The sequence below is a fragment of the Stenotrophomonas sp. Steno-Z2 genome (assembly GCF_056393235.1).
This window is the reverse complement of record NZ_JBWJOY010000002.1, coordinates 14,432-40,447: the sequence shown is the minus strand read 5'-3', so window position 1 is coordinate 40,447 and position 26,016 is coordinate 14,432. Positions and strand designations below refer to the sequence as shown.

Here is a 26,016-nt window from a genome sequence, read left to right as displayed (position 1 = left end):
CCCAACGCCCTCATCCAAGAAGCGAGGCATTCCATGGAACTCAAACGCGCTGGCTCCCAGCCCTCGGTCAAGGGCCCTGCCGAGTGGTTCACCGGCACGGTCCGCATCGACCCCTTGAACACGCCGCCCGGACCGGCCCGCGTCTCCTGCGCCGCGGTCACCTTCGAGCCGGGCGCGCGCACGGCCTGGCATACGCATCCGCTGGGGCAGACCCTGGTCGTCACCGCCGGCTGCGGCTGGACCCAGTGCGAGGGCGGCCCGATCGTCGAGATCCGCGCCGGCGACGTGATCTGGTGCCCGCCGGGACACCGCCACTGGCATGGCGCATCGCCGACCACGGCCATGACCCATATCGCCATCCAGGAAGCACTGGACGGCAGGAATGTCGAATGGGCCGAGCATGTCAGCGACGCGCAGTATCTGGCGGGGCCGCCGCGCGGCTGAGCGAACGGACGCGATGGGGCCGGTGCCTCCCTGCGCCCTTATGCCAGCCGCCAGCCTTCCCACGCGGTGAAAGCCGCCACCGCGACCAGCAGCGCGCCGACGCCGCGCGCGACGCGCAGGTTGGCCGTCGGCCGCGATTCCAGCCAGGCGCGCACGCGCTCGCCGACCAGCGCCATGGAGCCGTACACGCCGGCCTGGCAGGCGGCGATGATCGCCCACAGCACCACCGCCTGCAGCCACAGCGCACCGTTGCCCGGCTGCAGGAACTGCGGGAACACCGCCAGCATGAACAGGTAGGCCTTGGGATTGAGCAGGCTGGTGAGCAGGCCCTGGCCGAAGCTCGCCCCGCCGCCGCGCGCCGGCACCGATGGCAGGGCGCCGAAAGTGGCGCGGCTGCGCAGCAGCGACACGCCGATCCAGGCGATGTAGAGCGCGCCTGCCAGCAGCATGACGTTGAAGGCGGCGGGCACCAGCGCCAGCACTGCCATGATCCCGAGCACCCCCATCAGCACGTGGCAGGCGCCGCCCGCGATCACGCCGGCGGTCGCCAGCAGGCCCGCGCGCCGGCCGCCGACCAGGGCGTTGGCCATCACGCAGGCCATGTCCAGGCCCGGCAGCAGCACCACCCCCAGCACCATCACGAAGAACAGCCACAGGTGCGCGGCGCCGGTCATGGCGCGTCCTGCGCGGCGGTGGCATCGAACGGCAGCCAGCGCAGCCGCGAGCGCGGCGTGGGGTCCATGACGATGCGTTCGACCGGCCCGCGCAGCGCGCCGCCGGCGCCCAGTTCGCGTTCGGCCGCTTCCAGCCGCGGCGACAGCATGCGCAATGCCGCTTCGTCGCGGCATACGCCCAGCCACACCAGCCACGGGCCGTCCCCGCGGACCGGCAGCTGCGGGAAGTTGTTGGGCACGTCCAGCGACACCAGCACGCCGGCGCCATGCACGCCCGGCCCGTCGTAGGCCGCGAACGCGCGTTCGGCATGCCTGGCGAAGGTGTCGAGGTCGTCCTTCTCCACCGCGAACACCTGCGCGATGACGATGCCGCCGGCACCGCCGGGCTCCGCCACCGGATCGACCGCCGGCAGCACGGCGACACCGCGGCCGGGGTGCAGCGGCCGCATCAGCATCACGTTGTCGCTGTCGGGCAGGATCGCGTTGACCTTGGCGCGGTGCTCGCGCCACAGCGGTCCGTAGTAGAAGGCGGCGTTCACCACCGGCCGCGCCTGCAGGTCGTGGAATCCGCGCAGCCAGGTGAAGCGCTGCGGGTCGCCGCGCTCGGCGAACTGGCCGAACACCATCGCGCCGAGCTGCTCGAACGCTTCCGGGAAATAGGCATCGAAATAGCGCGCGAAGTCGCCGCGCCGGCCCGCGGCGGTGACGTAGCGCCGGAACTCGATGACCTGGTAGTCGTGCAGGTGCGCCACCGTCTCCATCGGCGGCGGCATGGCGGGTGCAGGGGCGGCCTGCGCCGCGAGGGGCAGGGCGCACAGGCTGGCGGACAGCGAGAGGCGGGCGGCAAGCGTCATCGAGTTTCCCCGGTTGGATGGATCACCGACAGGCGGTCGCAAGGGGCCACTCGCCGGGCACCGCGCTACCGTAGAAGCCAATCAGGGCAGAATGCGTCCTGATTGAATCCGGAAGCGCGGTCATGACTCTCCCGACCACCCGTGTTCTGGCGGTGCTCGAACTGCTGCAGGCCCATGGCCGCATGAGCGGCCCGGAACTGGCGCGGCGCGTGGGCGTGGACGGCCGCACCCTGCGCCGCCAGGTCGCCACGCTGGAAGCGATGGGCGTGCCGGTGACCGCCGAGCGCGGCCGTTATGGCGGCTACGCGCTGGTGCCGGGGTTCCGGCTGCCGCCGATGGTGTTCAGCAATGACGAGGCGCTGGCGCTGTCGGTGGGCCTGCTCGCCGCGCGCGGCCTCGGCCTGGCCGGCGCGGCGCCGGCGTCGGCCAGCGCGCAGGCCAAGCTGGAACGGGTGATGCCAGAAGCCCTCAAACGGCAGGCGCGCGCCATCGACGACAGCGTCGCCCTGGATATCGCCGGCGCCGGCACGGACGGCGGCGTGGACAGCGCCGCGCTGGGCGTGCTGAGCCAGGCGGCGCAGTCGCGCCAGCGCGTGCACCTGCGCTACCGCGCCGCGGGCGGCACCAGCGAGCGCGATTTCGATCCGTGGGGGCTGGCCTGGCGCGGCGGCCGCTGGTACGCGGTCGGCCATTGCCACCTGCGCGGCGGCGTGCGCTCGTTCCGGCTCGACCGCATCGAGCAGGTGCAGGCCATGCCGGCCAGCTTCGGCCGCCCGCACGGCTTCGACATCCTCGCCCATCTGGCTGCTTCCGTGGCCACGCTGCCGCGCGCGCACGCCATCGAGGTGCTGCTGCACGCGGACCTGGCCACCGCGCGGCGTGGCATCTTCGACGCCCTCGGCGTACTGGAGCCGAGCGGCGAGGGCACCCGGCTGTGCGCGCAGGCCGACGACCTGGACTGGTTCGCGCGCGAACTGTCGCGGCTGCCGTTCGACTTCCAGGTGCGCCGCCCCGCGGCGCTGCGCGACGCCCTGCAGGCGCAGGCCGCGCGGCTGCAGCGCCTGGCGTCGGCCTGACGGACTTCACCGCGCTTCACCAGAACGTCTGCCTGGCGGTCATCAGGTAGAAGATGGCCAGGAACGAGAGCAGCGCCGGCACGCCCAGCGCGGCCCAGGCGCCCAGGTGCCGGTCGTATTCCAGGGGCAGGGGCTGGCCGCTGTCCGCCGCCGCCTGCGCGATGTCGCGCAGGCGGATCTGCAGGCGCACCACCGGCAGCCAGCACAGGGCGGCGATCAGGAACAGGACCAGCGACCAGTACAGCCACGGCGTGCCCAGCGGGATGCCCAGGCGATGGGCCAGGTACAGCCCGGACAGCGGCTGGAACACCACGGTGGTGGCGGTGAAGATCCAGTCGGCCACCACTACCAGCCGCGCGACCGCCGCCACCACGCGCGGATCGCGGCCGCGGCTGGCGAACAGCAGGTAGAAGGCGGTGCCCACGCCGGTGCCGAACAGGAAGGTCGAGGAAAGGATATGCAGGTACTTAACCAGCACGATGTCCACGCGGGGCCTCCAGCCAGAGCAGCAGCAGGGTCAGGGCGAGCAGCGGCAGGTTCTTGATCATCGGGCCATAGGGATGCGCCCAGTACTCCGGCAGCCACAGGCCGATGACCACGCTGTAGAACAGCACCATGCCGATCTGGACCAGGTAAGCCGCCCGCCGCCAGCGTCGTACCCACATGCCCAGGCCCAGCGCCGCATCCAGCGCCGCGGCGGCATGCAGCGATGCGGGTGCCAGGGCCGCCGGGACATGCGCGCGCAGCAGCAGGTCGATGCTGGCGGCCTGCGGAAAAACGAACAGCGATACCCAGGCGGTATACAGCCAGGTAAGCGACAGGCTGGCGCGCAGCAGCGGCAGCATGTTGGCCAGCACCGCGGCGCGGCGCAGGGCCGGCCGCCGCGCCGGCGCGATGAAGGCGGCGGGGTCGCGCGGTTCGCGCCGCAGCAGTGCGCGCCATGGCGCCGCGTCGCCGGTACTGGGCCGGGCGAGCATGCGCAGCGCATCGCCGTCGACCGGCTGGCCCGGCAGCCACCGCAGCGCGCTGGCCGCCGTCCGCGCCACGCGGTCGGCAATGCGCAGCACGCGTGGCGGGCGCGCATCCAGCGGCGACAGCGCCCGCAGGTAGGACGCCAGCGGCAGCGCCCGCGGACCGACCGCATCGATCTGCGGTGGAGGATCGGGGTGTTCCAGCAGGGCGACCAGGCCCTCGACCAGGTCGTCCAGGTGGATGGGCTGCACGTCGGCCGTCGTGGCCGGCAGCGGCAGCCACGGCAGCGTGGCCAGGCGCTGGAACAACAGGCTGCTGGCACCGTCGTCGGCATAGACCAGCGACGGCCGCACCACCACCGACGTGCCCGGGAAGGCGCGCGCGCAGCGGTCGCCGCGCGCCTTGCTGCGCCAGTACGGCGTGGGCGCGTCCAGCTCCGCGCCCAGCGCCGAGAGCTGCACGACGCGGGCGACGCCGGCCAGTGCCGCGGCCCGGAAAAGGCTGCACGGCCCGTTCACGTGGACGTCGTCGAAACTCTGCTGCCGTCCTTCCTTGAACACGCCCGCGGCGTTCACCACCACGTCGGTGCCGGCCAGCGCATCGGCCAGCGCCTCAACCTCCGGCGCCACGAAATCGAAACGCACTACGTGCGCTCCCGGCCGCCGCCGCTTCATGGCAGCCACGTCGCGCACGCCGAGGATCACCGCATGCCCCGAGCGCTCCAGCCTGTCCGCCAGCGCGCCGCCGATCAGGCCGCTGCCGCCGGCGATGAACACCGTCAACGCCCGTTCTGGCGCCGCGTGCTGGCCCGCGCCCTGTGCTCGGGCAGCTGCGCCAGCGTCTGTTCCAGCCTGCTGGTGTCCTGGTTCAGCCACCGCCGCAGCCGCGCCGCGGCCGCCGGCACCAACGCCACCAGCCATTGGATCTGGCCGCGGCAGGCGCACCTGCGCACCGGCTGGAGCCTGCGCCATACCCTGACCGGCTACCTGATTCATCACGCCTCCTCGGTGTTCTGGGCCACGGCATTCGAAGCGCTGCGCAACGGACGGTCCTCGCCGCGCCGCACGCTCGCGCTGGCATCAGCCACCGCGGCCACCGCCTACCTGGTGGACTACAAGGTCGTGCCGCCGCGGCTGACGCCGGGCTTCGAAAGGCGGCTTCGACCTACGGACATGTTCTGCATCTACGCCATGTTCGGTGCCGGGCTCGCCCTGCCGTGGCTGCTCTCCCGGCGCCGATCCAGGCGCTGATGCCGCGTACTCCACGCCATGCTCGGCGATCGCGCATTCGCGGCGCATGCATCGCCGTGAGGCCGGTGTAGAGGCCTGCGGCCGGTGGGGCGCCACTAGCCGGCGTCCGCTGCGGCGCCCGCGCCGCCGGAATCGCGGTGATCGTCCAGCCACGATGCGAAATCCTCCAGCCGCATGGGCCGCGCGATGAGGAAGCCCTGCGCGCTGTCCACCCCGTGCCCGCGCAGCCACTGCAGTTCGAGCGGGTGCTCCACGCCTTCGGCGATCAGTTCCAGGCCGAGGCCACGGCCGAGCGCGATCAGCGCCTGGCAGATGGAGGCGTTGCGCGGATCGCGGTGCACGTCCTGGACGAAACTGCGGTCGATCTTGAGATGGTTGAGCGGCAGGTCGCGCAGGTAGCCCATGCTGGAGAAACCGGTGCCGAAATCGTCTATCGACACGCATACGCCTTCGCGCTGCAGTTCCTCCATCGCCGCGCGGGCGATCTCCGGCCGCTGCAGCATCGCCGTTTCGGTCAGTTCCACGTGCAGGGCGCCGCGCGGCAGCCGGTAGCGCGCATGCACCCGCCGCAGGCTGCGCGGAACCGCGCCGGACATGAACTGCACCGCCGAGATGTTGACCGCGATGGAGATGGCGTCGTGGCCGCGCGCGCCCAGCTGCTGCCGCGCCTGCGCCGCCTGGTCGATCACCCATTCGCCGATGGGCACGATCATTCCCGATTCCTCGCACAGTGGAATGAAGGTGGCCGGGGAAACATGGCGGCCGTCCACGCGCCAGCGCAGCAGCGCCTCGGCACCGGTGACGCGGCCGTCGCCGATGCGCAGGATGGGCTGGTAGACCAGCTCGAACTCCTCGTTCGCCAGCGCGGTGCGGAGCCGGCCGACGGTGGCGAGCCGTTCGGCCGCGCGTTCGGCCATGCTGGCCGAGTAGAGCATCGAGGCCTGGTTGTGCGCACGCGCCTCCAGCGCGGCCAGCACCGCATGCCCGGCGGCCTGCTCGGCGGGCTCGCCGGCCTGCTGGAAGGCGACGCCCAGCCAGGCCTGTACCCGGTGGCGACCGGTGGCCGATTCGATGGGCGCCGCGAGCGCGGCCTTCATCTCGTCGACCAGCTCGTGCCAGTTCTCCGCCTGCCACATGGCCAGCACGAATGCGTCGGAAGGCAGGTAGGCCACCAGGCCATGGCGCTGCACGACCTGTTCGATGCGGCGCGCCACGTGCAGCACGATCTCGTCGCGGGTGCGCGGGCCGAAGGTCGGCGAGACGAGTTCCAGATCGCGCAGCTGCACATGGACGAAGGCATGCGTGCCGGTGCCGCCGGCGGCGCCGCGTGCGTCCACGGCATCCAGCAGCGCACGCAGGTGCAGCAGGCCGGTGCTTTCCTCATGGGTCGCGCGCCATTCCAAGTCGCGCTCGTACGCCACGCGCTCGCTCACGTCCTCGGCCAGCACCAGCCGCGCGTCGCGGCCGTCGAAACGGATGGTGCTGCTGTGGACGCGTACGTGGATGAGCCGGCCGTCGCGGGTGACATGCTGCCAGACGGGCCGGGAATCGCGCGGCTCGGCGGTGTCGGCCACCGAGTCGCGTACCTCGTCGGCGGCCTGTTCGGGGCGGATCTGCAGGATCGTCATCGCCAGGAATTCCTCCCGCGAATAGCCGTAGCGCTGCACGGCGGCGGCATTGACCGCCAGGAAGCGCAGGGTGGCGATGTCGAACACCCAGAACGGCAGCGGGTTGCGCTCGAACAGCTCGCGGAACTGCGCCTCGGCGCGCTGCAGCCGCGCCTGCTGCCGGCGGCGTTCGGTGATGTCGGCGATGGTGCCGGTCATGCGCAGGCCCGCGTCGTGGTGGGCGACCGGCGCGCCGCGCGCGCTTATCCAGCGCACCGCGCCATCGGGCAGCGCCACGCGGTACTCGAAGGCGAAGGCGGCGCCCCGGTTCCAGGCATCGGCGAACTCGGCCTCGATGCGGCTCCGGTCGCGCTCGTGGATGCGCTCGAAGAACGCCCGCGCCGGCAGCGGCGCGGTCCCCGGCGGCAGGCCGAACAGCTGCCGGGCGTGCGCGGAGGCGTGCACCTCGTCGTTGACCGCGTCCATCGCCCATACCCCCATGCGCGCCGCCTCCTGCGCCTTGCCCAGCCAGTCGGCCTGGCGCTGCAGTTCGGCATGGACCGTGCGCCGGACCGCTTCGGCCGCGGCCACGCGCCGCGTGAGGTGGATCATTCCGGCCCAATAGAGCAGGAGCAGGCCCAGTGATGCCGCGGACGAAGCGAACCAGGGCGCCAGCACGTCGCGCCGCGACAGGGAAACCACCACTTCGAAGGGATAGCCGCTCGCCGCGGACCTGCCGACGATCGGCGCCGCGAGGGAATGCAGCCACGACGGGCGAAGCGGCGGCGCGTTCGCGGCGGTGGCCGGCGGCCACGCGCCGGGGCGCCGCTGCGCCAATACCTGGCCGCTGGCGCCCAGCAGGGTGATGCTGCCGCGCCTGCCCAGGTCGGCATCGCCCAGCATCTCCTGGAGCTCGGACGCATGTAGGTACGCGACCAGCCAGTTCTGCTTCGGCGTGCGCACGACCAAGGGCACCACGGGCTGCGACCTGCCCTCGTGCAGCACGGCGCCGGGCACCAGCCGGCCGGTGGCACTCGATCGCAGCACGTCCGGCGGAACCGCACGCGCCGGCGCGTCGACGCCGTGGTAGAGCAGGCGCCCGTCCCGTCCCACCAGGTCGATGTCCTGGAGCTCGCCATTGCGCGCGACCACGCCGCGGATCGCGCCCGGCAGGTCCCATGCCGCCGGGTCGGCGGCGTACCCGTCCGCCTCGGTGGCCATGCCGTTGAGCGCGCGCTCCAGATTGCGGATCTCGTACCGGAGCAGCTTGTCGATGCCGGCCGCGACCGCCGCGCTCTGCCGGCGCGCGGCGTCCAGCCGGGCGAAGCCGCCATGCACCACCATCGCGACCAGGCCGGCGCTGAGCGCCAGTCCCAGCAGCATGCCGATCCACGGCGCCCTGGGCGCCGCACCGTCGCCGGTCTTCGGTGTCACTCTCCAGCCTCCGCTTCGGCTCCACGCCGCTTGTGTTCGCGGCGTATCGGGGTGTCGCGCCGTCCTGGATCCCGCGCGACGCGATCCCGCGCCCAACATGGGCGAAGGAAAGGAAGCACGAGGTGATCGGGCCGTCGTTGCCGCGTGAGAATCCGCGCGGATGGTAGCCAAGTCCGCCAGGTACTGCAGCACCCCTCCAACGCGGTGCGGCCGCACGCGGCAGTGACACCCGGATCGCCGTTCCCGGGCTGCTGCATGCGCCGAAGTGAAATGCGTGGGAAGCCGCGGAAGGTGCGTGGCGCGTTCCCGGCCGTCCGCGCAGGGATGCGGATGGGCGTGGCGTGGTTCCGCGGGCGCGATGTGTTTCACGCCTGGCCAGTCACGCCCCGGCTACGGTGGCGCCATGGCACGCATTCCCGCCCGCGAACCGCCCCGGCTCGCCAAGCCCGTGGACGACATCCCGTCCGGCAGCCTGGCGGCGCTGCGGCGCGAAGCGGCCGGGTGCCGGCGCTGCCCGCTCTGGCGGCATGCGACGCAGACCGTGTTCGGCGCCGGCCCGGGCGGCGCGGCGCTGATGCTCATCGGCGAACAACCCGGCGCGCATGAGGACCTGGAAGGCCGGCCCTTCGTTGGCCCGGCGGGGCGGCTGCTGCGCGAGGCCATCGCCGAAGCCGGGCTGGACGCCACCGGGCTGTACATGACCAACACGGTCAAGCACTTCAAGTACGAACAGCGCGGCAAGGCGCGCCTGCACAGGCGCGCAAGCGCGTCCGAGCAGGCCGCGTGCCGCCCGTGGCTCGCCGCGGAACTGGCGCAGGTCCGCCCGCGCATCGTGGTCGCGCTGGGCGCGATGGCGGCGCAGACCCTGTTCGGCAACGCATTCCGGGTCAGCCAGGACCGCGGTGCATGGCAGGCACTGGGCACCGGTACGCGTGCACTCGCCACCTGGCATCCTTCGGCGATCCTGCGCATGCCGTCGCCCGGCCGCGAGCGCGCGCGCAGGGAACTGGTCGCCGACCTGACATTGGCGGCCATGGCGCTTACATGAGGGCAGCGTGGCGTGCATGGCCGGGACGCACGTCGGGACGCTCCACGACGCGGGTCGGGGCTCCACCCGGTTAGACGCGGGTGACGAACGCCGCAGGGCCGCTCACGGGTCGACCACCATGCCGCTGCTACAGCTGCCCACGACGCCGGGGAACCCGGGACGGCCCCTGATCGCACAGACCAGTTGCCTGCCGGCATGGATGCGGAGCGGCACGCCCCGGAGCAGGAATGCGCAGGCTTTCCCTCATCTTCGATGGTACGCACCAGTGCAGCGCGCACGAAGTCGCCACGCTGCGCTTCGCGGCAACGCGGATCGCGGCGCTGCTGGGGCTGGAGTACGACGCGGCGCTGGCGTCGCCGGGCATCAACGGCGGCAGCTATTGCATTCCCATGTCCACCCTGACCCGGCGCGAGGCCGATGCCCTGGGAATCCAGGACGAATCGCAGTTGTGGGGCGGCGTGGTGCCCCACGATTTCGTCGCCACCAAACTGATCAGCCATCGGCCGTGGCGCGCGGACGCATCGCTGCCAACGGGATGGCAGGAACTGGACGGCATCGAGCGGCTGACGCTGCCCGGCTGCTGCGTGTTCACCGCCGATGACGCGTGGGCGGCGGGAACCGAGTTGCTGCGCGAAGGCGAGGTGCGGCTCAAGCAGCCGTTCGCGCGCGGCGGCAACGGCCAGGCGATCGTGCGCGCCCCCTCGGCGCTGGCGCGCTGGCTGGAGGCGGTGGACGGGGCGCTGGAGGACGGACTGGTCCTGGAAAGGAACCTGGTGCGGTCATCGACCTGCAGCATCGGCAGCGCCAGCCTGCCGGGTCACGAGATCGCCTACTGCGGCCAGCAGCGCACGGTCGTGGACCGCGCCGGCCGCCAGGTATACGGCGGCTCCACGCTCACCGTGTTCCGCGGGCCGTTTTCCAACCTCGCCGGAAAGGCGCCCGCCGAGGCGGTGGCCGTCGCGCTGGCCTACGACGCGCTGGTGCGCGGCAGCTACGGCGTCCTGGCATCGCGGCGGAATTACGACGTCATCATTGGCGTGGATTCCCGGGGCCGGCGACACGTGGGCGTGCTCGAACAGTCCTGGCGCTTCGGCGGCGCCAGCATGGCCGAGGTGATCGCGCTCGAATGGCTGGCGCGCCACCCCGACCGCCCGTCGGTCGTCGCCGAAACCCGGGAATCCTACGACGACGCGCCACTGCCGGCCGAGGCCATCCTTTATGGCGACGGCGATGCCGGTTCGCCACGCAAATACGCCAGGATCGTGCCCGATGGACGTTGAACTGGACCATTGCCGCATCGAGGTGACCCCCGAGGAGAGCGTGGAGGCCACGATCCTCTCGCCGCAGCGCGAACTGCCCGGCGTGCTGTTCGTGCATGGCTGGGGCGGAAGCCAGGAGCACGACCTGAGCCGGGCGCGGGAAGCGGCCGCGCTCGGCTGCGTATGCCTCACTTTCGACCTGCGCGGGCACCGGGCCAGGGCGGCCAGCCGGGACACGGTCACGCGCCCACAGAACCTCCAGGACCTGTGCGCCGCCTACGACTGGCTGGTACGGCAGCCGCATGTCGACCGCGATGCCATCGCCTTGGTCGGCATCAGCTATGGCGGCTACCTGGCCGCGCTCCTGTCGCAGCTCAGGCCGGTACGCTGGCTGGCGCTGCGGACACCGGCGATCTACCTGGACAAGGACTGGGAAGCGCCGAAGCGGCAGTTGAACGAGGACCCCGGGCTGGCCGGCTACCGTCGCCGTCCGCTGGCGGTGGATCAGAACCGCGCATTGCAGGCATGCGCGCGCTTCGCCGGCGACGTGCTGCTGGTCGAAGCCGAGCACGATGAGATCATCCCGCGGCAGGTCATCGACAACTACGCCGGCGCCTTCGGCAGCGCCCGCTCGATGACCCGCCGGCTGATACGCGGCGCCAGCCACGCGTTCGACGACAAGGCGGCGCAGAAGGACTACACCGACGTGCTGATGTCGTGGATGACCGAGATGATCGTCGGCTCGCGCGGCGCGATCGCCGAGCGCAAGGTGCGCGACTACAAGCAGGAAGGGCGCATAGACGCGGTGAGGTGAGGGCGCCGCGGTCTGCGTATCGCGTGCAGGGCACGCTTCTTTCACGCGCTTTCGCTCGCGGGTAACCGCCGCGCAGGCAGGTTCACCGCAACCGTGCGTCGCAGGAGAACGCTCATGCCCGACAAAGAAACCACACGGCGGGCCAGGCAGGACAGGCGCGAAGGAAAGTCGCCCGGTACCCAGGCCGGGGAGTTCGTGCGCGAGGAAATCGAGCACGTCCGCGAAGGCAGGCATGGCGCCCGTTCCACCCGGCAGGCCATCGCCATCGGCCTGTCCAAGGCGCGGCGCGCGGGTGTCGACCTGCCGCCGCCCCGCAAGGGCAGCGCCGAGGTCAGGCACAAGGCGGAGCAGGGCCTGCAGGCCGGCAGGAAACCGGCCGGGAAGGTATCGCGCACGCGCGCCCGGGCCACCACCGAAGCGCTGGAGAAAGAGGGCACGGCGGCCGCCTCCAGGACCGCGTTGGCGCGGCAGGGCAAGGCCGCGGCGCGCAAGCGCAGCGCGGCGGACCGTTCGGCCGCCGCCAGGAAGGCCGCGCGTACCAAGGGCGCCAAGGGCCGTTCGGAGGCCGCCAGGAAGGCGGCGCGCACGCGCGCACGGCGGTCCGGATAAGGCGCGTACCCGCCTGGGGGGGGTACGCACCATCAGCCGGGAGGACGGCCCATGATCTTCGCCAATCGCCGCGAAGCGGGAAGGGCACTGGCGTCGGCACTGCACCCGCATGCCGGGCGCGACGCGGTCGTGCTGGCGCTGCCGCGTGGCGGTGTACCCGTCGCCTTCGAGGTCGCCCGTCAGCTGCGGGCGCCATTGGATGTATTCGTCGTACGCAAGCTGGGCATGCCGGGCCACGAGGAATTCGCCATCGGCGCCATCGCCAGCGGCGGCGTGCGCGTCGTCAACCCGCAGATGCCGGTCGATCCTGCTGCGCTCAAGGCGGCCACGACACGTGAACGTGCGGAACTGCAGCGGCGCGAGCGCCTGTATCGCGGCGACCGGCCGCCGCCGTCGCTCGCGGACAAGACCGTGATCGTCGTGGATGACGGCCTGGCCACCGGCTCGACCCTGCGCGCGGCATTGCTGGCGCTGCGCCAGCTCGGCGCGCACCGGTTGGTGGCGGCCGTGCCCATCGGCACCCGCGATGCCTGCAAGGCGCTGCACGACCTCGCGGACGAGGTGGTCTGCCTGCACACACCCACGCCGTTTCGTGGCGTAGGCGAGTGGTATGGCGATTTCGCACAGGTCCAGGATGCCGAAGTCCGCGAACTGCTGCAGCGCCAGTCGCGGCTGCCGTCCGCGAAGGGGGCGGGTGCGGCGGAAGCGGCCGACATTCCCGTGCTGGAAGCCCTGCACCGCGCGGCATGGTCGATGGAGGCTGGCGACGACGCGCTGTTGGAGCGCATCGGCGGGGCGCGGCTGGTGCTGATCGGCGAAGCCAGCCACGGCACCCAGGAGTTCTACGCGCGGCGCGCACGGCTGACGCGCCGCCTGATCGAGGAGAAGGGCTTCAACGCCGTGGCGGCCGAGGCCGACTGGCCGGATGCCTACCGGGTCAACCGCTTCGTCCGCGGACGGAGCGACGACGCCGATGCCGATGCGGCGCTGTCCGGCTTCAAACGGTTCCCCACCTGGATGTGGCGCAACACCGTCGTCCGCGATTTCGTCGCATGGCTGCGTGCGCGCAACGACGGCACGGCCGATCCGTCGGACAAGGCCGGCTTCTACGGCCTGGACCTGTACAGCCTGCACGCTTCGATCGACGCCGTGCTCGCCTACCTGCGCAGCCACGATCCGGCGGCAGCCGAACGTGCCCGGCAGCGCTATGCCTGCTTCGACCATTTCGGCCAGGACGTGCAGGCCTATGGCTACGCCGCCGGCCTTGGCCTGGACCGTTCCTGCGAGGAGGCGGTGGTGGCGCAGCTGGTCGAACTGCTCGGGCATTCGGCCGGTGCCGGCGGGCACCGCGACGACGAACTGTTCTCGGCCGAACGCAACGCGCGCCTGGTCGCCGGCGCCGAGGCCTACTACCGCAGCATGTTCGGCGGACGCAACGCGTCCTGGAACCTGCGCGACACGCACATGATGGATACGCTGCAGTCGCTGCTGGACCTGCGCGCCGATGCACGGTCGACGAAGGTGGTGGTATGGGCGCACAACTCGCACCTGGGCGATGCGCGCGCGACCGAAATGGGGCAGCGCGGCGAGCTCAATCTCGGCCAGCTCGTGCGCCAGCGCGTCGCCGACGCGGTGCTGGTGGGCTTCTGCACCCATCATGGCGAGGTGACGGCGGCCGAAGACTGGAACGAACCGGCGCGCAGGCGCAGGGTGCGGCCGGGACTGCCGGGCAGCTTCGAGGCGCTGTTCCATGCGCTCGGCCGGGAAGCGTTCCAACTGGACCTGGGCGACGCCGCGCTGAAGCAGGCGCTGACGACGCCGCGGCTGCAGCGGGCCATCGGCGTCGTGTACCGGCCGGAAACCGAGCGCCAGAGCCACTACTACCGCGCGACCTTGCCGGTGCAGTTCGACTGGATGATCCATATCGACCAGAGCCGGGCGCTGCGCCCGCTCGAACCGGGCGAGGGCTGGCATGCGGGGGAGCCGCCGGAAACCTACCCGAGCGGGCTCTAGGCGCGTGCTGCAGATGCGCTCCGGCCCGCCGGTTCTCTACGAATTGGGGAAAGCCGATACCAGGCACTGCTTCCCGCAAGGCTCCCCGGGTACGCTTTGGCTGTCCTCTCCGTCGCAGGCATGCGCGATCACGGGCCAGTTCCCGGTGCGGCGTCTGGCGGACACGTTGCCGCCAGCGCGGGGGGAATGTCTGCCGGCGACCGTTACCCGATATCAGCAGGCAGGCGAAGCGTTGCCGGAAGGACCTGCCGGCTTCACCATTCGCTGAAAAGAAGGAAGTTTCCGAACGGGTCGCGTACATACAGGGCCGGCCCTCCCGGGAACCCGTAAGGGCCGGCGAAGTGGCCGTCCGGCAACTCGCCCCAGGAGTCCGAGATTATGGACAGCTCGGGGAGGTGGCGTTTCACGTGTTGGTGGATGGGGGCGATCTTCGCTTTTCTGAAATGGATCCGGGCTCCCCGTTCCTGATTCAGGAGATCCAGCAGGTCCAGGTTGCGGGGCCTTCCTATCCTGATCCTGTAATTGCCGATCTTGTTGTCCCCGACGATCATGAAGCCCTTGTCGTCCGGAGCGGGCCGGACCAGGGACAGGCAATGGAAGGGAAGCTTTCTGCAGTAGAAATCGTGCGCTGACGCGATGTCACTCACGAATATCTCGGAAACGATCATTCTGTTGCGGATTCCCTGGTTTCCAGCCGGAGGCGGAGCGCGCATTCCGGATCGGCTGGACGGTCCCGCCTCCGGCTGGATCGCCAGGTGGCCGACCTGCGAGCGGGTGCCTATGGTGAAGCGGTCATGCCGGCCGGTGTCGGTCGCTCCGTCAAGAAGGCTCGATATCAGCCATCGCATTTCATGAAGCCGACATTGCATGCAGCCGGAGGGCGCAGCGCCGCTTTCCACCGCCTCCATTCGACTTCGGCATACGTGGCCCATGCACCACGGCAGGTTCCGTCGACTGCCGTGTCCGGTAATGAAACAGCGTCTCTCCGCGCAGTGCCATACGATTAATCGCAAATTCCGATTGCTTGAATCGGATGGCCAATAATTACCGCGGCGCCCCCTTCGCTATTCTTGCCGCGCATCAAATTGGTGCTGGAGAAGAGCTCGACGCCTCCAGCAATTCGTTTGCTGGGATTCGACTTTGACGACGCATGACTGGTGTAGCGGGATTCCTCCCGCATATGCCCGTTGTCCGTGCTCGGGTTGTGTGAGTAGGTTCGACGGAACATCGGTTTGAGCCCTCCAGCAGGAACCTTGGCGTCACCGGAACAGTGTGGGTGACTGTGTGTTTGAAAGGGGATGGGCGCGTGCGCTTTACTGAAGTCAGAGCCGTTGGGCGTTCGTTGCTTCCGACGCCGGTTGGGCTCCTCGGCCGTAACAGGTCTTTGCCCGTTCTCATGCGGTTCTGCTGTGGGCTGGTCGGGCTTTGTGCCCTGCTCGTGGCGCCTTCGCTGCGCGCTGAAGTCAACGGCACCTGGTCGACCACGACGACCGTGAGCACCGCGAACGTCGCTGGTATTACCGTCACGCAAAGCGGGGCGCCCGGCGGTCCCGAGAACTACCAGAACCAGACCTTCGACACCGGCTCCTACTGGCTCAACCCTTACACGGGCACCGTTCCCGGCGCTGCGAGCCTCCGGTTCGCCACCGCTGCGGATCCCAATGACTCGCGCGACATCACGATCACCTTCGGCAAGCCCGTCGACAACCCGGTGCTTCATGTCGCACGGCTTGGCGGCTTCGCCTTTACCAATCCGCAGCCGCCGACCAGCAATACCTCCGTCTGGACGTTGATCGATTCGGTTTCACAGAGTGGTCCGGTCGATATCACGCGGTTGTCGGGAAACCAGCCCTTCCAGGTCCTCAACGGCAACCGCTTCCAGCGCGAACCGGATGTTGCGAACGTCCAGCAGATCGCCAACTGTCGAGCGGACGGTCTCGGCACCGCCTGCGGGTCCATCCGCTTCAACGGTACAGGGATCACACGACTGACGTTTCGTGTGACGTCGGCGGGCGCCAGTGCCAACAACAGCCGAGCCGACGGCCTGAACTTCGTATGGAGCTTCGAGGGCTCGCGCGTCACCGTCAAGAAGGAAAGCGTCGGCACGACCGGCGCGTATGCCTTCTCGCACGGCAACCTGAAGAACCTGAACGATTCGGCTGCCGGCAATTTCAGTCTCGATACGGCGGCGAGCAATCCGGCGACGTCCGCGCAGTACAAGATCAGCAACAACGCGCAGGCCGTCACGATCACCGAGACGATCCCGGCGGGGCAGTCGCTCACCGCCTCCTGTGTCAATGGACAGGGCGGGGCGGTGAGCTCGAGCCTCAACGGCGGCACGCTGACGATTCCGGCCAACGCCTACGCTGGCAACGAGCAGCTCACCTGTACCTTCGTCAATTCGAAGCGGCCGACCCTCCAGACCACGAAGATCACCCAGGGGGGCGTCGGCACGTTCCGGTTCACCGGCTCCAATGGCGTCGCGCAGCACGACATCACCACGACGGTCGAGGGGACCGGCGTGTCGGGGCCGGTGCAGACGCTGGCGGAGACGGGCATCGGCACCGATCTGATCGAACGCCTGGATCCCGACTATCGCGAGCCCGAGGTGGAATGCCGTGGGCTGGGTGAGGGCGGCAGTTACCAGGTGAGCCTGGGGCTGGTTCATCTCGATGCCGCGGCAACGGCGGCCGGGGCGGCCATCCAGTGCACCTTCGTCAACAGGAAGAAGCTTCCCGAGATCGTGGTCGAGAAGGTTGCCGACAAGACGTCGATTTCCGCACCCGGAAAGATCGCGTACACGATCACGGTCAGGAACACCGGCGACGGCAAGGCGCGCGATATCAGCGTCACCGACGTATTGCCGGACGGCCGATCCGTCACGCTTTCCGGGCCCAGCGGCGACAGCGGCGACGACCCGAACGAGCCGGGCGTCCTCGATCCCGGCGAGACCTGGACCTACACGGCGGAATATGACGCGACGCAGGAGGACATCGACTCCGGCGAGACGCTGGTCAATACCGTCAAGGTGACGTCGTCGTCGCTGCCCGGCCGGGAGTTCAGCGACACGGCCGAGACGTCCATCCAGCGCAACCCCGGCCTCAGCGTCGTCAAGACGGTCGACAAGCAGTCGACCGGAACCGTCGGCGACACGCTTTCCTATACGATCGTCGTGCGCAACACCGGCAATGTCACGCTCAACGACGTCACGCTCACCGACACGTTGCCGGACGGCAGCGAGGGGAGCCTGGGCGGTGGAGCGAACTGCGTCGTTCCGCTCTCGACGACGGAAAGCTGCCCGCTGCCGCCCGGCGAGAGCTGGACCTACACCGTCACCTATACGGTGACCCAGGCCGACCTCGACGCCGGCCGGGATCTCGTCAACAAGGTCGACGTCACCTCGAACGAGACGCCGACTCCCGCCAGTGATACCGCGGTGACGCAGATCCAGCGCAACCCTGCGCTGGCCATCGACAAGGTGGTCGACAAGGCGACGACGACCACGGCGGGCGATGTTCTCACCTACACGATCACGGCGCGCAACACCGGCAACGTCGGGCTGGAGAACGTGCAGGTCAATGACACGCTGCCCGATGGCTCCACCGCGACGTTGAGCGGCCCGTCCGGCGACGCCAACGGCAACGGCATCCTGGACATCGGTGAAGAGTGGACCTGGACCACCACCTACACCGTGAGCCAGGCGGACATCGACGCCGGCAACGAGCTCGTGAACCAGGTGGTCGGGACCGCCGACGGTGCCCAGCCGGCGAGCGACAGGGCGACCACCGGCGTGGCGACCCGGCCTGGAATCGATATCGAAAAGGACGTCGACAGGGATTCGATCAGCGCGCCCGGTGTCCTGAACTACACGGTGACCGTGACCAACACCGGCAACGTGACCCTCACCGACGTGGTCGTGACCGACACCATGCCGGACGGCACGGTGCTGCAGCTCACCAATCCGTCGGGCGATGGCGGCACGCCCGGTGCTCTGGATGTCGGCGAGGTCTGGGTCTATACGGTGAGCTACACCGTCACCCAGCAGGAGATGGACGCCGGGGCCGACATCGTCAATACGGTGGAGGTCACCGCCGAGGACCCCAGCGGCCAGAAACAGGATTCGGATTCGTCCGCGACCACCATCAACCAGATGCCGAGGGTTGTCGTCGAGAAGGACGTCGACCGTTCGACGATCCATGAGCCGGGCACGCTGACCTACACGGTCAAGGCGCAGAACACCGGCAACGTCTCGCTGCAGAACGTCACGCTGGACGATTCGCTCTCGAATGGCGGCAACGTCACCGTCGGCGCGCCCTCGGAGAGCGGCGCCGCCAATGGCGTCATGGAAGTCGAGGAAGTCTGGACCTGGACGGTCACCTACGAGGTGAGCCAGGAGGACATCGACGCGGGCGACGTCATCACCAACAGCGCGACCGTGAGGGGAACCAGCCAGGACGGAACGCAGGCCAGCTCGACGGACACGGCCGATACGCGCATCGAGCAGTCCCCCTCCCTGGCCATCGAAAAGTCGATCGACAAGAGCTCGACGGCGGTGGCCGGCGATGTCCTGGATTACACGATCAGGATTACCAATACCGGCAACATCGCCCAGACGGGAATCCTTGTCACCGACCTTCTGCCCGATGGCAGTACCGGCACCCTGGATGGCCCCAGCGGCGATGGAGGCGTTGCGGGTACGCTCGAGGTCGGCGAGAGCTGGACCTATACGATCAGCTATACGGTGACGCAGGACCAGATCGACGCCGGCGCCGATCTGGTCAACGAGGCGAGCGTCCGCAGCGACCAGGTCACGACTCCGGTGGTGGACAGCGCCACCACCACCATCCACCGTGAACCAAAGCTCTCGATCCTCAAGCGCCAGGTGAGCGGGCCCAATCCCGTCACCGCCGCCGATCAGGTGATCGGCTATGAGATCGTCATCGAGAACTTCGGCAACGTAACGCAGACGAACATCGTCGTGACCGATACGTTGCCGGACGGCAGCGCCGGGCAGCTGTCGGGCCCGAGCGGCGACGACGGCGTGGCCGGTGCGCTCGATGTCGGTGAGACATGGACCTACACGGTGAGCTACACCGTGACGCAGGCCGACATCGATGCGGGTGCGGAGCTGGTCAACAATGCGAGCGCGAGGAGCGAGCAGGTCACCGCTCCGGTCACCGCTTCGGCGGCGACGTCCGTCGCCGGTGCGTCGGGTATCGAACTCGTCAAGACCGCGGGCGCGATCACCGACGCCAACGGCAATGGGCGCACCGACCAGGGCGATACGATCGCCTACACGCTGACGGTCAGGAACACCGGCTCGCTGACGCTGAACTCGGTTACGGTCAGCGATCCCAGGCTCGGCATCACGGATTCCCCCGTCCAGCCGGCAACGCTTGCGCCCGGTGAGTCCGGCACCGCCGGGCCGTTCACCTACACGCTGACCCAGGCCGACATCGACGCGGGCAAGGTCGACAACGCGGCGCAGGCGCACGGCAAGGACGCGCAGGGCAGCGACGTCACCGACGATGCCGAGGTGTCGACGCCGATCGACGCGGCATCGGCGATGACGGTTGCAAAGTCGGCCGGACAGATCACCGACGCCAATGGCGACGGCCGCAACAGCCAAGGCGACACGATCGCATACACCATTACCGTCAGGAACACCGGTTCGCTGTCGATCGACGACGTTACGGTCACCGACTCCAAGCTTGGCATCAGCAACCAGCCCGTTTCGCCCGCGACCCTGGCTCCGGGAGAGGAGGGGACCGCCGAACCCTTCGTCTATACGCTGACCCAGGCCGACGTCGACGCCGGCAAGGTCGACAATGTCGCGCAGGGGCACGCCACCGACCGCCGCGGCAGCCGGCTCGACGGCGAAGCCCAGGTTTCGACTCCGGTTGCAGGTTCGCCGGGCATCACGCTCACCAAGACCGCAGGCGCCATCAGCGACGTGAACGGCGACGGCAAGGTCAATGCCGGCGACACCCTCACCTACAGCTTCGAGGTCGAGAACACGGGCTCGGTGACGCTTTCGAACGTGACGGTCGACGACGCCAAGCTCGGCATCAGCGGGCTTGCCGTCACTCCGGGCACGCTTGCGCCCGGCGAGAAGGGCAGTGCGAGCGCCACCTACACCCTGACCCAGGCTGACGTGGATGCCGGCAAGGTCGACAACAGCGCGACCGCCAGCGGCAAGGCACCCGATGGGGCGGAGGTCAGCGCCGATGCCACCGTCTCGACGCCGGTGGCCGCGTCTCCGGCGATCACCCTGACCAAGACCGCGGGCGCGATCACGGACGCCAATGGCGACGGCAAGGTCAATGCCGGCGACACCCTCACCTACAGCTTCACCGTCGAGAACACAGGCTCGGTGACGCTTTCGAACGTGACGGTCGATGACGCCAAGCTCGGCATCAGCGGCCTTGCCGTCACTCCGGGCACGCTTGCGCCCGGCGAGAAGGGCAGCGCGAGCGCCACCTACACCCTGACCCAGGCCGACGTGGATGCCGGCAAGGTCGACAACAGCGCGACCGCCAGCGGCAAGGCACCCGATGGGGCGGAGGTCAGCGCCGATGCCACCGTCTCGACGCCGGTTGCGGCTTCCCCGGCGATCACCCTGACCAAGACCGCGGGCGCGATCACCGACGCCAATGGCGACGGCAAGGTCAATGCCGGCGACACCCTCACCTACACCTTTACCGTCGAAAACACGGGCCCGGTGACGGTGACCGACGTCACTGTCGATGATCCGAAGCTGGGGCAGGCCGGGCTCGCGGTGAATCCGGCTACCCTGGCACCGCGCGGGACAGGCACGGCCACGGCCACCTATGTGCTGACCCAGGCCGACATCGACGCAGGCAAGGTGGACAATACCGCCCGGGCCGATGCCAAGGGGCCCGATGGCGTGTCGGTCAATGACGAGGCCACGGTCTCGACCGCCGTTGCCGGCGAGCCGGCACTCAAACTGACGAAGGCGGCCGGTCCGGTTACCGACGCGAACGGCAACGGCCGCACCGATGCCGGCGACACGATCGCCTACACGCTGACGATCGAAAACACCGGGTCGGTGACGGTGAGCGACATCACGGTCACCGACGCGAAGCTGGGGATCGAGCGGGCGGCGGTGTCGCCCTCGACGCTGGCCCCGGGCGCGAGTGCGACCGCTGGCCCGTTCACCTACACCCTGACCCAGGCCGACCTGGATGCCGGCAGGGTCGACAACACCGCATCGACCTCGGGTCGTGCCCCCTCGGGGCGCGAGGTTGGCGACGAGGCGGGCGTTTCGGTTCCGGTCGTCGGCGTGGCCGGCATCACCATCGAGAAGACAGCCGGGGAACCTTCCGGCCAGACGGTCGGCTCGACCCTCACCTACCGCTTCAAGGTCACCAACACCGGCAGCGTCGGGCTCACCGGCGTGACCATCGCCGATGCGCTCGAAGGCGTGGTGGTCAGCGGCGGGCCGATCGACCTGGCCCCGGGGGCGGTCGACAGCACGAGCTTCACCGCGACCTACAGGTTGACGCAGGAGGACCTGAACCGGGGCGAGGTGACCAACACCGCCACCGCCAGCGGCGATCCGGCCAGCGGCGGCGACCGGGTCACCTCCGAGGCGAGCACGGCGACGGTCAAGCTCAACCCGCGCGCGGCGCTCGCCCTGGTCAAGAAGGCGACCCCGCCGGCCGAGGCCCGTGCCGGCCAGGTCATCAGTTACACCTTCGAGGTCACCAACACCGGCGATGTCGAACTGACCGACATCACGCTCAGCGACACGCTCGACGGCGTGACGCTCAGGGGCGGCCCGATCGACCGCCTGGCGCCCGGCGAGACGGATGCGACGACCTATGCCGCGATCTACACGCTGACCCAGGCCGACATCGACCGGGGCGAGGTGGTCAATACCGCCACCGCGACCGGTACGCCGGCCAACGGCGGCGATCCGGTCACTTCCGATCCGGCGCGGGTCACGACGCCGATCGAGCAGGAGCCCAGCCTGGCGCTGGAGAAGACCGGCGAGATGGTCGACGTCGACGGCAATGGCGCGATGGAAGCCGGCGACACGCTGGTCTACCGCTTCAAGGTCACCAACACCGGCAATGTCACCCTGGCCGACGTGCAGCCGATCGATGCGGGCCCGACCTTCAACGGCCAGCGCGGTACCGGCAGCCTGGGCGCCTTCAGCCCCGGCGCGGTCGCGATCGAACCGGGCCAGGTGCAGACGTTCGAGGCGACCTATACGCTGAGCCAGGCCGATGTGGACGCGGCCGCGGGGCTGAGCGAGGGCGTGGCCAACACCGCCACGGCGCGTGGCTACCACCGTCGCGGCGCGGGCCAGGGCAGGGCGGTCGACACCGCCGAGTCGCAGTCCCGGCTGTCCCTGCCGGCCGCCGCGCCTTCGGATGTGACGATCACCAAGCAGGCCGGTCTGCGCATGATCCGCCGGGGCGAGCGGGCACCGTTCGTCATCAAGGTGACCAACAACACCAACCGCGCGGTGAGCGGGCTGCAGGTGGTCGACCGGATCCCGGCCGGTTTCCGCTATGTCGAAGGCTCGGCGAGCATCGACGGCCGGCCGCCGGCCGCGGACCAGCTTGCCACCAGCGGCCCGAACGTCATCTTCCGGGAGCTGGCGCTTGCGCCCAGGGGCGAGAGCCTGCTGCGCCTGCAGATGCTGGCACTGAGTACGGCCACGCCCGGCCGCCACAGCAACCGCGCCAATGCGCTGGACCGGGCGGGCAACCGCCTGGCCCCGGAGGCGAGCGCGGCGATCGAGATCATGGTCGAGCCGGTGTTCGACTGCGGCGAGATCATCGGCAAGGTGTTCGACGACCGCAACGGCAACGGCTACCAGGACGAGGGCGAGCCTGGCCTGCCGGGCGTGCGCGTGGCCACGGTCCGCGGCACGCTGATCACCTCCGATGCGTTTGGCCGCTTCCATGTGGCCTGCGCCGACCTGCCGGAGGCGCGTACCGGCTCGAACTTCATCATGAAGCTGGACCCGCGCACGCTGCCGACCGGTTACCGGTTGACGACCGAGAACCCGCGTGTGGTGCGGCTGACGGCGGGCAAGATGACCCGGCTCGACTTCGGTGCCGCGCTGGGCCGGGTCGTGCGCCTGGACATCACCGATGCCGCGTTCCTTGCCGGCGCCAGTGCGATCGACCCGCAATGGGCCGCCACGCTGGACGACCTGATCGCCCGGCTGCGCGAAGCACCGGCCACCCTGCGCATCGCCTACCACGCCACCGACCCCGCGCTGGCGCAGCGTCGCATCGACGCGCTCAAGGACGAGATCGAACGCCGCTGGAAAGCCACCGGTGACAACCACCCACTCAGCATCGAAACACGCACCGAGGCAGCGCAGCCCGGAACTCGACCATGAGTGGCCATGCCCGGACGGCCGGGAAGACCTTCTTCCCGGCACCTCTTCTGGTCGCGCCTTGTCGCCCGTCGGCGGCATTGGCGCGGCGACCATATCTGCGGAAGCTGTACTGATCAAAACACCAAAGACCGCGTGCAGCGTATCGAGTGATCGGATACGGGCATCGTCCGCCTGGATTTCTGCGCAAAGGCGGATTCACCTCCGCAGTTTGTTGGCGTGGGCAATATGTCGACGTTCTTCAGGTGTTGGATTAAAGGCGCCGAAGTGAATGCCGTCATTGGCATCGGTATTTTCGATGTTACCTATCAGGTAACTCGCCGAATATTCCCATGCATCCTCATTGCCTGAAGATATAATTAACGCGTTCCCAGTGCCCTGGGACGTTTTCGCCAAGAACGCAAGGACGCGTTCTTGGCGAATTTTCTTGAATTTTGGGGCGATTCCCTGCCGCTGCAGGCAGGTGATATACGTTCTACTGTTTTTAAAGATACTGCTTTGACTTCTCTGGTTGGCGAGATGCCCGGTCACAGAGATTGCTGGCCGGCTTGGTTTCTCTTGCAGCGCTGCGTCAAAAATGATCGGTTGCAGCGATCAAAAGTAACGCGCTGCGATAGCAGGCTTTGGGCCGGGGCAGGGGGAATGCCTACACATACACCCGTCAAGACGAGGTTGCAGCAGCTGAGAGCGCCGCACCGCATGCCCAGGATGGGCGACGTATTTGTTCTTCGCCCGGAGGGGCGGGGGTACTATTTTGGCCGGGTTGTTCGAACGGATGCATCGGTCCACGCGGCAGCCGGCTGCCTGCTGGTCTATATTTTTGGAATCGAATCCCAGGTCAAAAAGCCGCCTGAGCATCTGTCGGTCACCAGCTTGCTGATTCCGCCGGTAATCACCGACTATCAGGCATGGAGGCTTTGCTACTTCGAGACCGTGCATAACCGCCACTTTGGGCCGCGCGAGCGGCTTCCCAGTCACTGCTTCAGGCAGCCAGACGCGGATCCTCCACGCTACTTCGATGAGGAAGGCAATGTGCTGGCCCGGCGTGAAGGTCGCTGTGGTATCTACGCCCTGCATGGCTGCCTGGACATCGATGCCGCCGTCAGCACTGCATTGGCACGGCGTCGAGCAAGAAGGAATCCCGTTTACAGCGGGAGTACTGATAGAAGGCGGCTCTCCTGTCCCAGATGGGTCGGAAATCCTTCAGATCAGCGCTGAGAACCAAACTCCAGAGCATCACCGGGGCATGAAGACAAGGTCCCATGACTCCCGCAAGACCCGTCGTGATCCTGCGCCTTGCAGTACGCGTCGATCATGGGGTGCCGTTCCTGTGCGCAGGAAGGAAATCACTGCAGTTCGATTGCGCCAGTACCAGCGAGACACGCGGATCCAAGTGGCCATGCGTGTGGGACTGTTGCTTTCAGGGTAATAGAGAAAACCCGTCTATCTCTGAAATGTACTTCTTTGCCAGCGAAATGGTCTCCCGGACCTTCGGAAGAATGGGGCGGCTGGCGGGCACCAGTGCCGTCAGTTCGAACGGGGGAACTCTGTGGGCTGGAAGCAATTCAACCAGGCGGCCGTCGCGAAGTGCTCCGGCGCAGGCAGGGGTCTGCACCACGCCAATGCCATTGCCCGACAGGAGCAGCTTGTACATCGGGTGCCAATGGCTGGTGACTATGCGGGGAGAGATTGCCGCCTGCACCGAGTTGTCCTGGGAGTCCTTCAGCGTGATCTTCCCATTGGCAAAGATGCCCTTGACGTGTATGAAAGGGTGCACCGCCAGATCGTCTGGCGAATTGATCGGGGCATTGCTGGAGAGATAGGCTGGCGAGGCGACCAGGCTGCGCTGGATATAGCCGATCCGCGTGGCAATCAGGTTCTCGCCCAGGTTGGGGCCAAGGCGGAATGAAAGGTCCACGCCTTCCGTGACGGGATCCACCACTCTGTCATTGAGTGTCAGGTCAATTTTCAACGAAGGGTGATGTGCAACTATTTTTGCAAGGATGCGCGGAAAAACTATGTCACCGAAGCACTGTGGGCAGGCCACCCGGATGCTGCCGGATAGGGTGCGTTTCTTCAGATCTATGGCCGCGCAGGCTTCATCGGCTGCAGCTATCACTATCTTGCAATGGGCATAGAACTCCCAGCCTTCTTCGGTGCAGGTCATCGCACGGGAAGTGCGATGCAGCAGGCGGATACCCAGAAAGCGTTCCAGTCGATCGATCCGCTCGCTGATTGAAGACTGTACCGTGCCGAGATCCCTTGCCGCCTGAGACATGCTGCCTCGATCAGCTACCCGCACGAAGACACGCATGGCAGAGAGTAGGTCCATCGGCGGAGCCTATCAAAAGTCAAAAATGGGCACTAGTAGTCGAGTGCGGGAATGTAAAGGCATCGGGCGGCGCAGGCCCTGTATTTGCATGATCTCCGCCATCAATCGTATTAAACGATAGCTGCCATTATTGTTTTAGATTGTAATTCTCTCCGCGCGCAATCGCTGGAATGCTATTTTGTACGGGATATATTCAGGGGTTTCGATCCGAGCCCGTGTTCTGTGATGCCTGTCGATGAGGGGGTACTCCC

The 26,016-nt window shown here is 68.5% G+C and carries 17 protein-coding genes; 10 read left to right on the top strand and 7 right to left on the bottom strand.

Annotation, left to right across the window (positions count from 1 at the left end; genetic code table 11):
• The first annotated feature begins 33 nt into the window (after nt 1-33).
• A complete protein-coding gene (locus AC06FP_RS05125) occupies nt 34-444 on the top strand; it encodes a (R)-mandelonitrile lyase (protein ID WP_478074772.1) in 411 nt (136 codons plus the stop codon).
• Between the two features lie 38 nt (nt 445-482).
• On the opposite strand, the gene AC06FP_RS05120 is transcribed toward AC06FP_RS05125, so the two are convergent.
• Nucleotides 483-1,118, bottom strand: a complete 636-nt coding sequence (locus AC06FP_RS05120) for a LysE family translocator (RefSeq protein ID WP_478074771.1) — start codon at nt 1,116-1,118, stop codon at nt 483-485.
• Nucleotides 1,115-1,972, bottom strand: a complete 858-nt coding sequence (locus tag AC06FP_RS05115; RefSeq protein WP_478074770.1) for an NIPSNAP family protein — start codon at nt 1,970-1,972, stop codon at nt 1,115-1,117. The genes AC06FP_RS05120 and AC06FP_RS05115 overlap by 4 nt, the downstream gene beginning before the upstream one ends.
• Before the next feature lie 122 nt (nt 1,973-2,094).
• Here AC06FP_RS05115 and AC06FP_RS05110 point away from each other — a divergent pair, with 122 nt between their 5' ends.
• Entirely contained in the window at nt 2,095-3,048 is a 954-nt protein-coding gene (locus AC06FP_RS05110; RefSeq protein WP_456119309.1) for a helix-turn-helix transcriptional regulator, read from the top strand.
• Between the two features lie 16 nt (nt 3,049-3,064).
• Here the strand turns inward: AC06FP_RS05110 and AC06FP_RS05105 are convergent, their stop codons facing one another.
• Both AC06FP_RS05105 and AC06FP_RS05100 read right to left on the bottom strand, forming a co-directional pair.
• Nucleotides 3,065-3,535, bottom strand: a complete 471-nt coding sequence (locus AC06FP_RS05105; RefSeq protein WP_456119310.1) for a DUF2269 family protein — start codon at nt 3,533-3,535, stop codon at nt 3,065-3,067.
• Nucleotides 3,516-4,796 carry an SDR family oxidoreductase gene (locus AC06FP_RS05100; protein ID WP_478075288.1) on the bottom strand — a complete coding sequence of 427 codons (1,281 nt, stop codon included), beginning with the start codon at nt 4,794-4,796 and terminating at the stop codon, nt 3,516-3,518. Before AC06FP_RS05100 ends, AC06FP_RS05105 begins: the two co-directional genes overlap by 20 nt.
• Before the next feature lie 24 nt (nt 4,797-4,820).
• On the opposite strand from AC06FP_RS05100, the gene AC06FP_RS05095 reads away from it, so the two are divergent.
• On the top strand, nt 4,821-5,270 hold the full coding sequence (locus AC06FP_RS05095; RefSeq protein WP_456119311.1) for a hypothetical protein: 450 nt from the start codon (nt 4,821-4,823) through the stop codon (nt 5,268-5,270).
• A 95-nt stretch (nt 5,271-5,365) separates the two neighbouring features.
• Here the strand turns inward: AC06FP_RS05095 and AC06FP_RS05090 are convergent, their stop codons facing one another.
• On the bottom strand, nt 5,366-8,311 hold the full coding sequence (locus AC06FP_RS05090) for a bifunctional diguanylate cyclase/phosphodiesterase (protein ID WP_478074769.1): 2,946 nt from the start codon (nt 8,309-8,311) through the stop codon (nt 5,366-5,368).
• Between the two features lie 403 nt (nt 8,312-8,714).
• On the opposite strand from AC06FP_RS05090, the gene AC06FP_RS05085 reads away from it, so the two are divergent.
• From AC06FP_RS05085 to AC06FP_RS05065, 5 genes are all read left to right on the top strand, one after another.
• Nucleotides 8,715-9,359, top strand: coding sequence for a UdgX family uracil-DNA binding protein (locus AC06FP_RS05085; RefSeq protein ID WP_456119313.1), 645 nt, complete (start codon nt 8,715-8,717; stop codon nt 9,357-9,359).
• Nucleotides 9,360-9,586: 227 nt separating this feature from the next.
• Complete coding sequence (locus AC06FP_RS05080; RefSeq protein ID WP_478074768.1) at nt 9,587-10,639, top strand: DUF3182 family protein; 1,053 nt, start codon at nt 9,587-9,589, stop codon at nt 10,637-10,639.
• Entirely contained in the window at nt 10,629-11,432 is an 804-nt protein-coding gene (locus AC06FP_RS05075; protein WP_478074767.1) for an alpha/beta hydrolase family protein, read from the top strand. The genes AC06FP_RS05080 and AC06FP_RS05075 overlap by 11 nt, the downstream gene beginning before the upstream one ends.
• A 114-nt stretch (nt 11,433-11,546) precedes the next feature.
• Nucleotides 11,547-12,041, top strand: coding sequence for a DUF6496 domain-containing protein (locus AC06FP_RS05070; RefSeq protein ID WP_478074766.1), 495 nt, complete (start codon nt 11,547-11,549; stop codon nt 12,039-12,041).
• Nucleotides 12,042-12,092: 51 nt separating this feature from the next.
• Nucleotides 12,093-14,054 carry an erythromycin esterase family protein gene (locus AC06FP_RS05065; RefSeq protein WP_478074765.1) on the top strand — a complete coding sequence of 654 codons (1,962 nt, stop codon included), beginning with the start codon at nt 12,093-12,095 and terminating at the stop codon, nt 14,052-14,054.
• 254 nt (nt 14,055-14,308) lie between these two features.
• On the opposite strand, the gene AC06FP_RS05060 is transcribed toward AC06FP_RS05065, so the two are convergent.
• Complete coding sequence (locus AC06FP_RS05060; protein WP_478074764.1) at nt 14,309-14,962, bottom strand: VOC family protein; 654 nt, start codon at nt 14,960-14,962, stop codon at nt 14,309-14,311.
• Nucleotides 14,963-15,492: 530 nt separating this feature from the next.
• Between AC06FP_RS05060 and AC06FP_RS05055 the strand changes: the two genes are divergently transcribed.
• A complete protein-coding gene (locus AC06FP_RS05055; RefSeq protein ID WP_478074763.1) occupies nt 15,493-23,436 on the top strand; it encodes a DUF7507 domain-containing protein in 7,944 nt (2,647 codons plus the stop codon).
• A gap of 411 nt (nt 23,437-23,847) precedes the next feature.
• Nucleotides 23,848-24,651 carry an Imm26 family immunity protein gene (locus AC06FP_RS05050; RefSeq protein WP_478074762.1) on the top strand — a complete coding sequence of 268 codons (804 nt, stop codon included), beginning with the start codon at nt 23,848-23,850 and terminating at the stop codon, nt 24,649-24,651.
• Between the two features lie 202 nt (nt 24,652-24,853).
• Here the strand turns inward: AC06FP_RS05050 and AC06FP_RS05045 are convergent, their stop codons facing one another.
• Nucleotides 24,854-25,747 carry a LysR family transcriptional regulator gene (locus tag AC06FP_RS05045; protein WP_478074761.1) on the bottom strand — a complete coding sequence of 298 codons (894 nt, stop codon included), beginning with the start codon at nt 25,745-25,747 and terminating at the stop codon, nt 24,854-24,856.
• Nucleotides 25,748-26,016 lie beyond the last annotated feature (269 nt).

What these genes read in the sequence shown, in the direction of transcription:
- AC06FP_RS05125 (WP_478074772.1), top strand. Translation starts at nt 34, where the DNA reads ATGGAACTCAAACGCGCTGGCTCCCAGCCCTCGGTCAAGGGCCCTGCC.
- AC06FP_RS05120 (WP_478074771.1), bottom strand. Translation starts at nt 1,118, where the DNA reads ATGACCGGCGCCGCGCACCTGTGGCTGTTCTTCGTGATGGTGCTGGGG.
- AC06FP_RS05115 (WP_478074770.1), bottom strand. Translation starts at nt 1,972, where the DNA reads ATGACGCTTGCCGCCCGCCTCTCGCTGTCCGCCAGCCTGTGCGCCCTG.
- AC06FP_RS05110 (WP_456119309.1), top strand. Translation starts at nt 2,095, where the DNA reads ATGACTCTCCCGACCACCCGTGTTCTGGCGGTGCTCGAACTGCTGCAG.
- AC06FP_RS05085 (WP_456119313.1), top strand. Translation starts at nt 8,715, where the DNA reads ATGGCACGCATTCCCGCCCGCGAACCGCCCCGGCTCGCCAAGCCCGTG.
- AC06FP_RS05080 (WP_478074768.1), top strand. Translation starts at nt 9,587, where the DNA reads ATGCGCAGGCTTTCCCTCATCTTCGATGGTACGCACCAGTGCAGCGCG.
- AC06FP_RS05075 (WP_478074767.1), top strand. Translation starts at nt 10,629, where the DNA reads ATGGACGTTGAACTGGACCATTGCCGCATCGAGGTGACCCCCGAGGAG.
- AC06FP_RS05070 (WP_478074766.1), top strand. Translation starts at nt 11,547, where the DNA reads ATGCCCGACAAAGAAACCACACGGCGGGCCAGGCAGGACAGGCGCGAA.
- AC06FP_RS05065 (WP_478074765.1), top strand. Translation starts at nt 12,093, where the DNA reads ATGATCTTCGCCAATCGCCGCGAAGCGGGAAGGGCACTGGCGTCGGCA.
- AC06FP_RS05060 (WP_478074764.1), bottom strand. Translation starts at nt 14,962, where the DNA reads ATGGAGGCGGTGGAAAGCGGCGCTGCGCCCTCCGGCTGCATGCAATGT.
- AC06FP_RS05045 (WP_478074761.1), bottom strand. Translation starts at nt 25,747, where the DNA reads ATGCGTGTCTTCGTGCGGGTAGCTGATCGAGGCAGCATGTCTCAGGCG.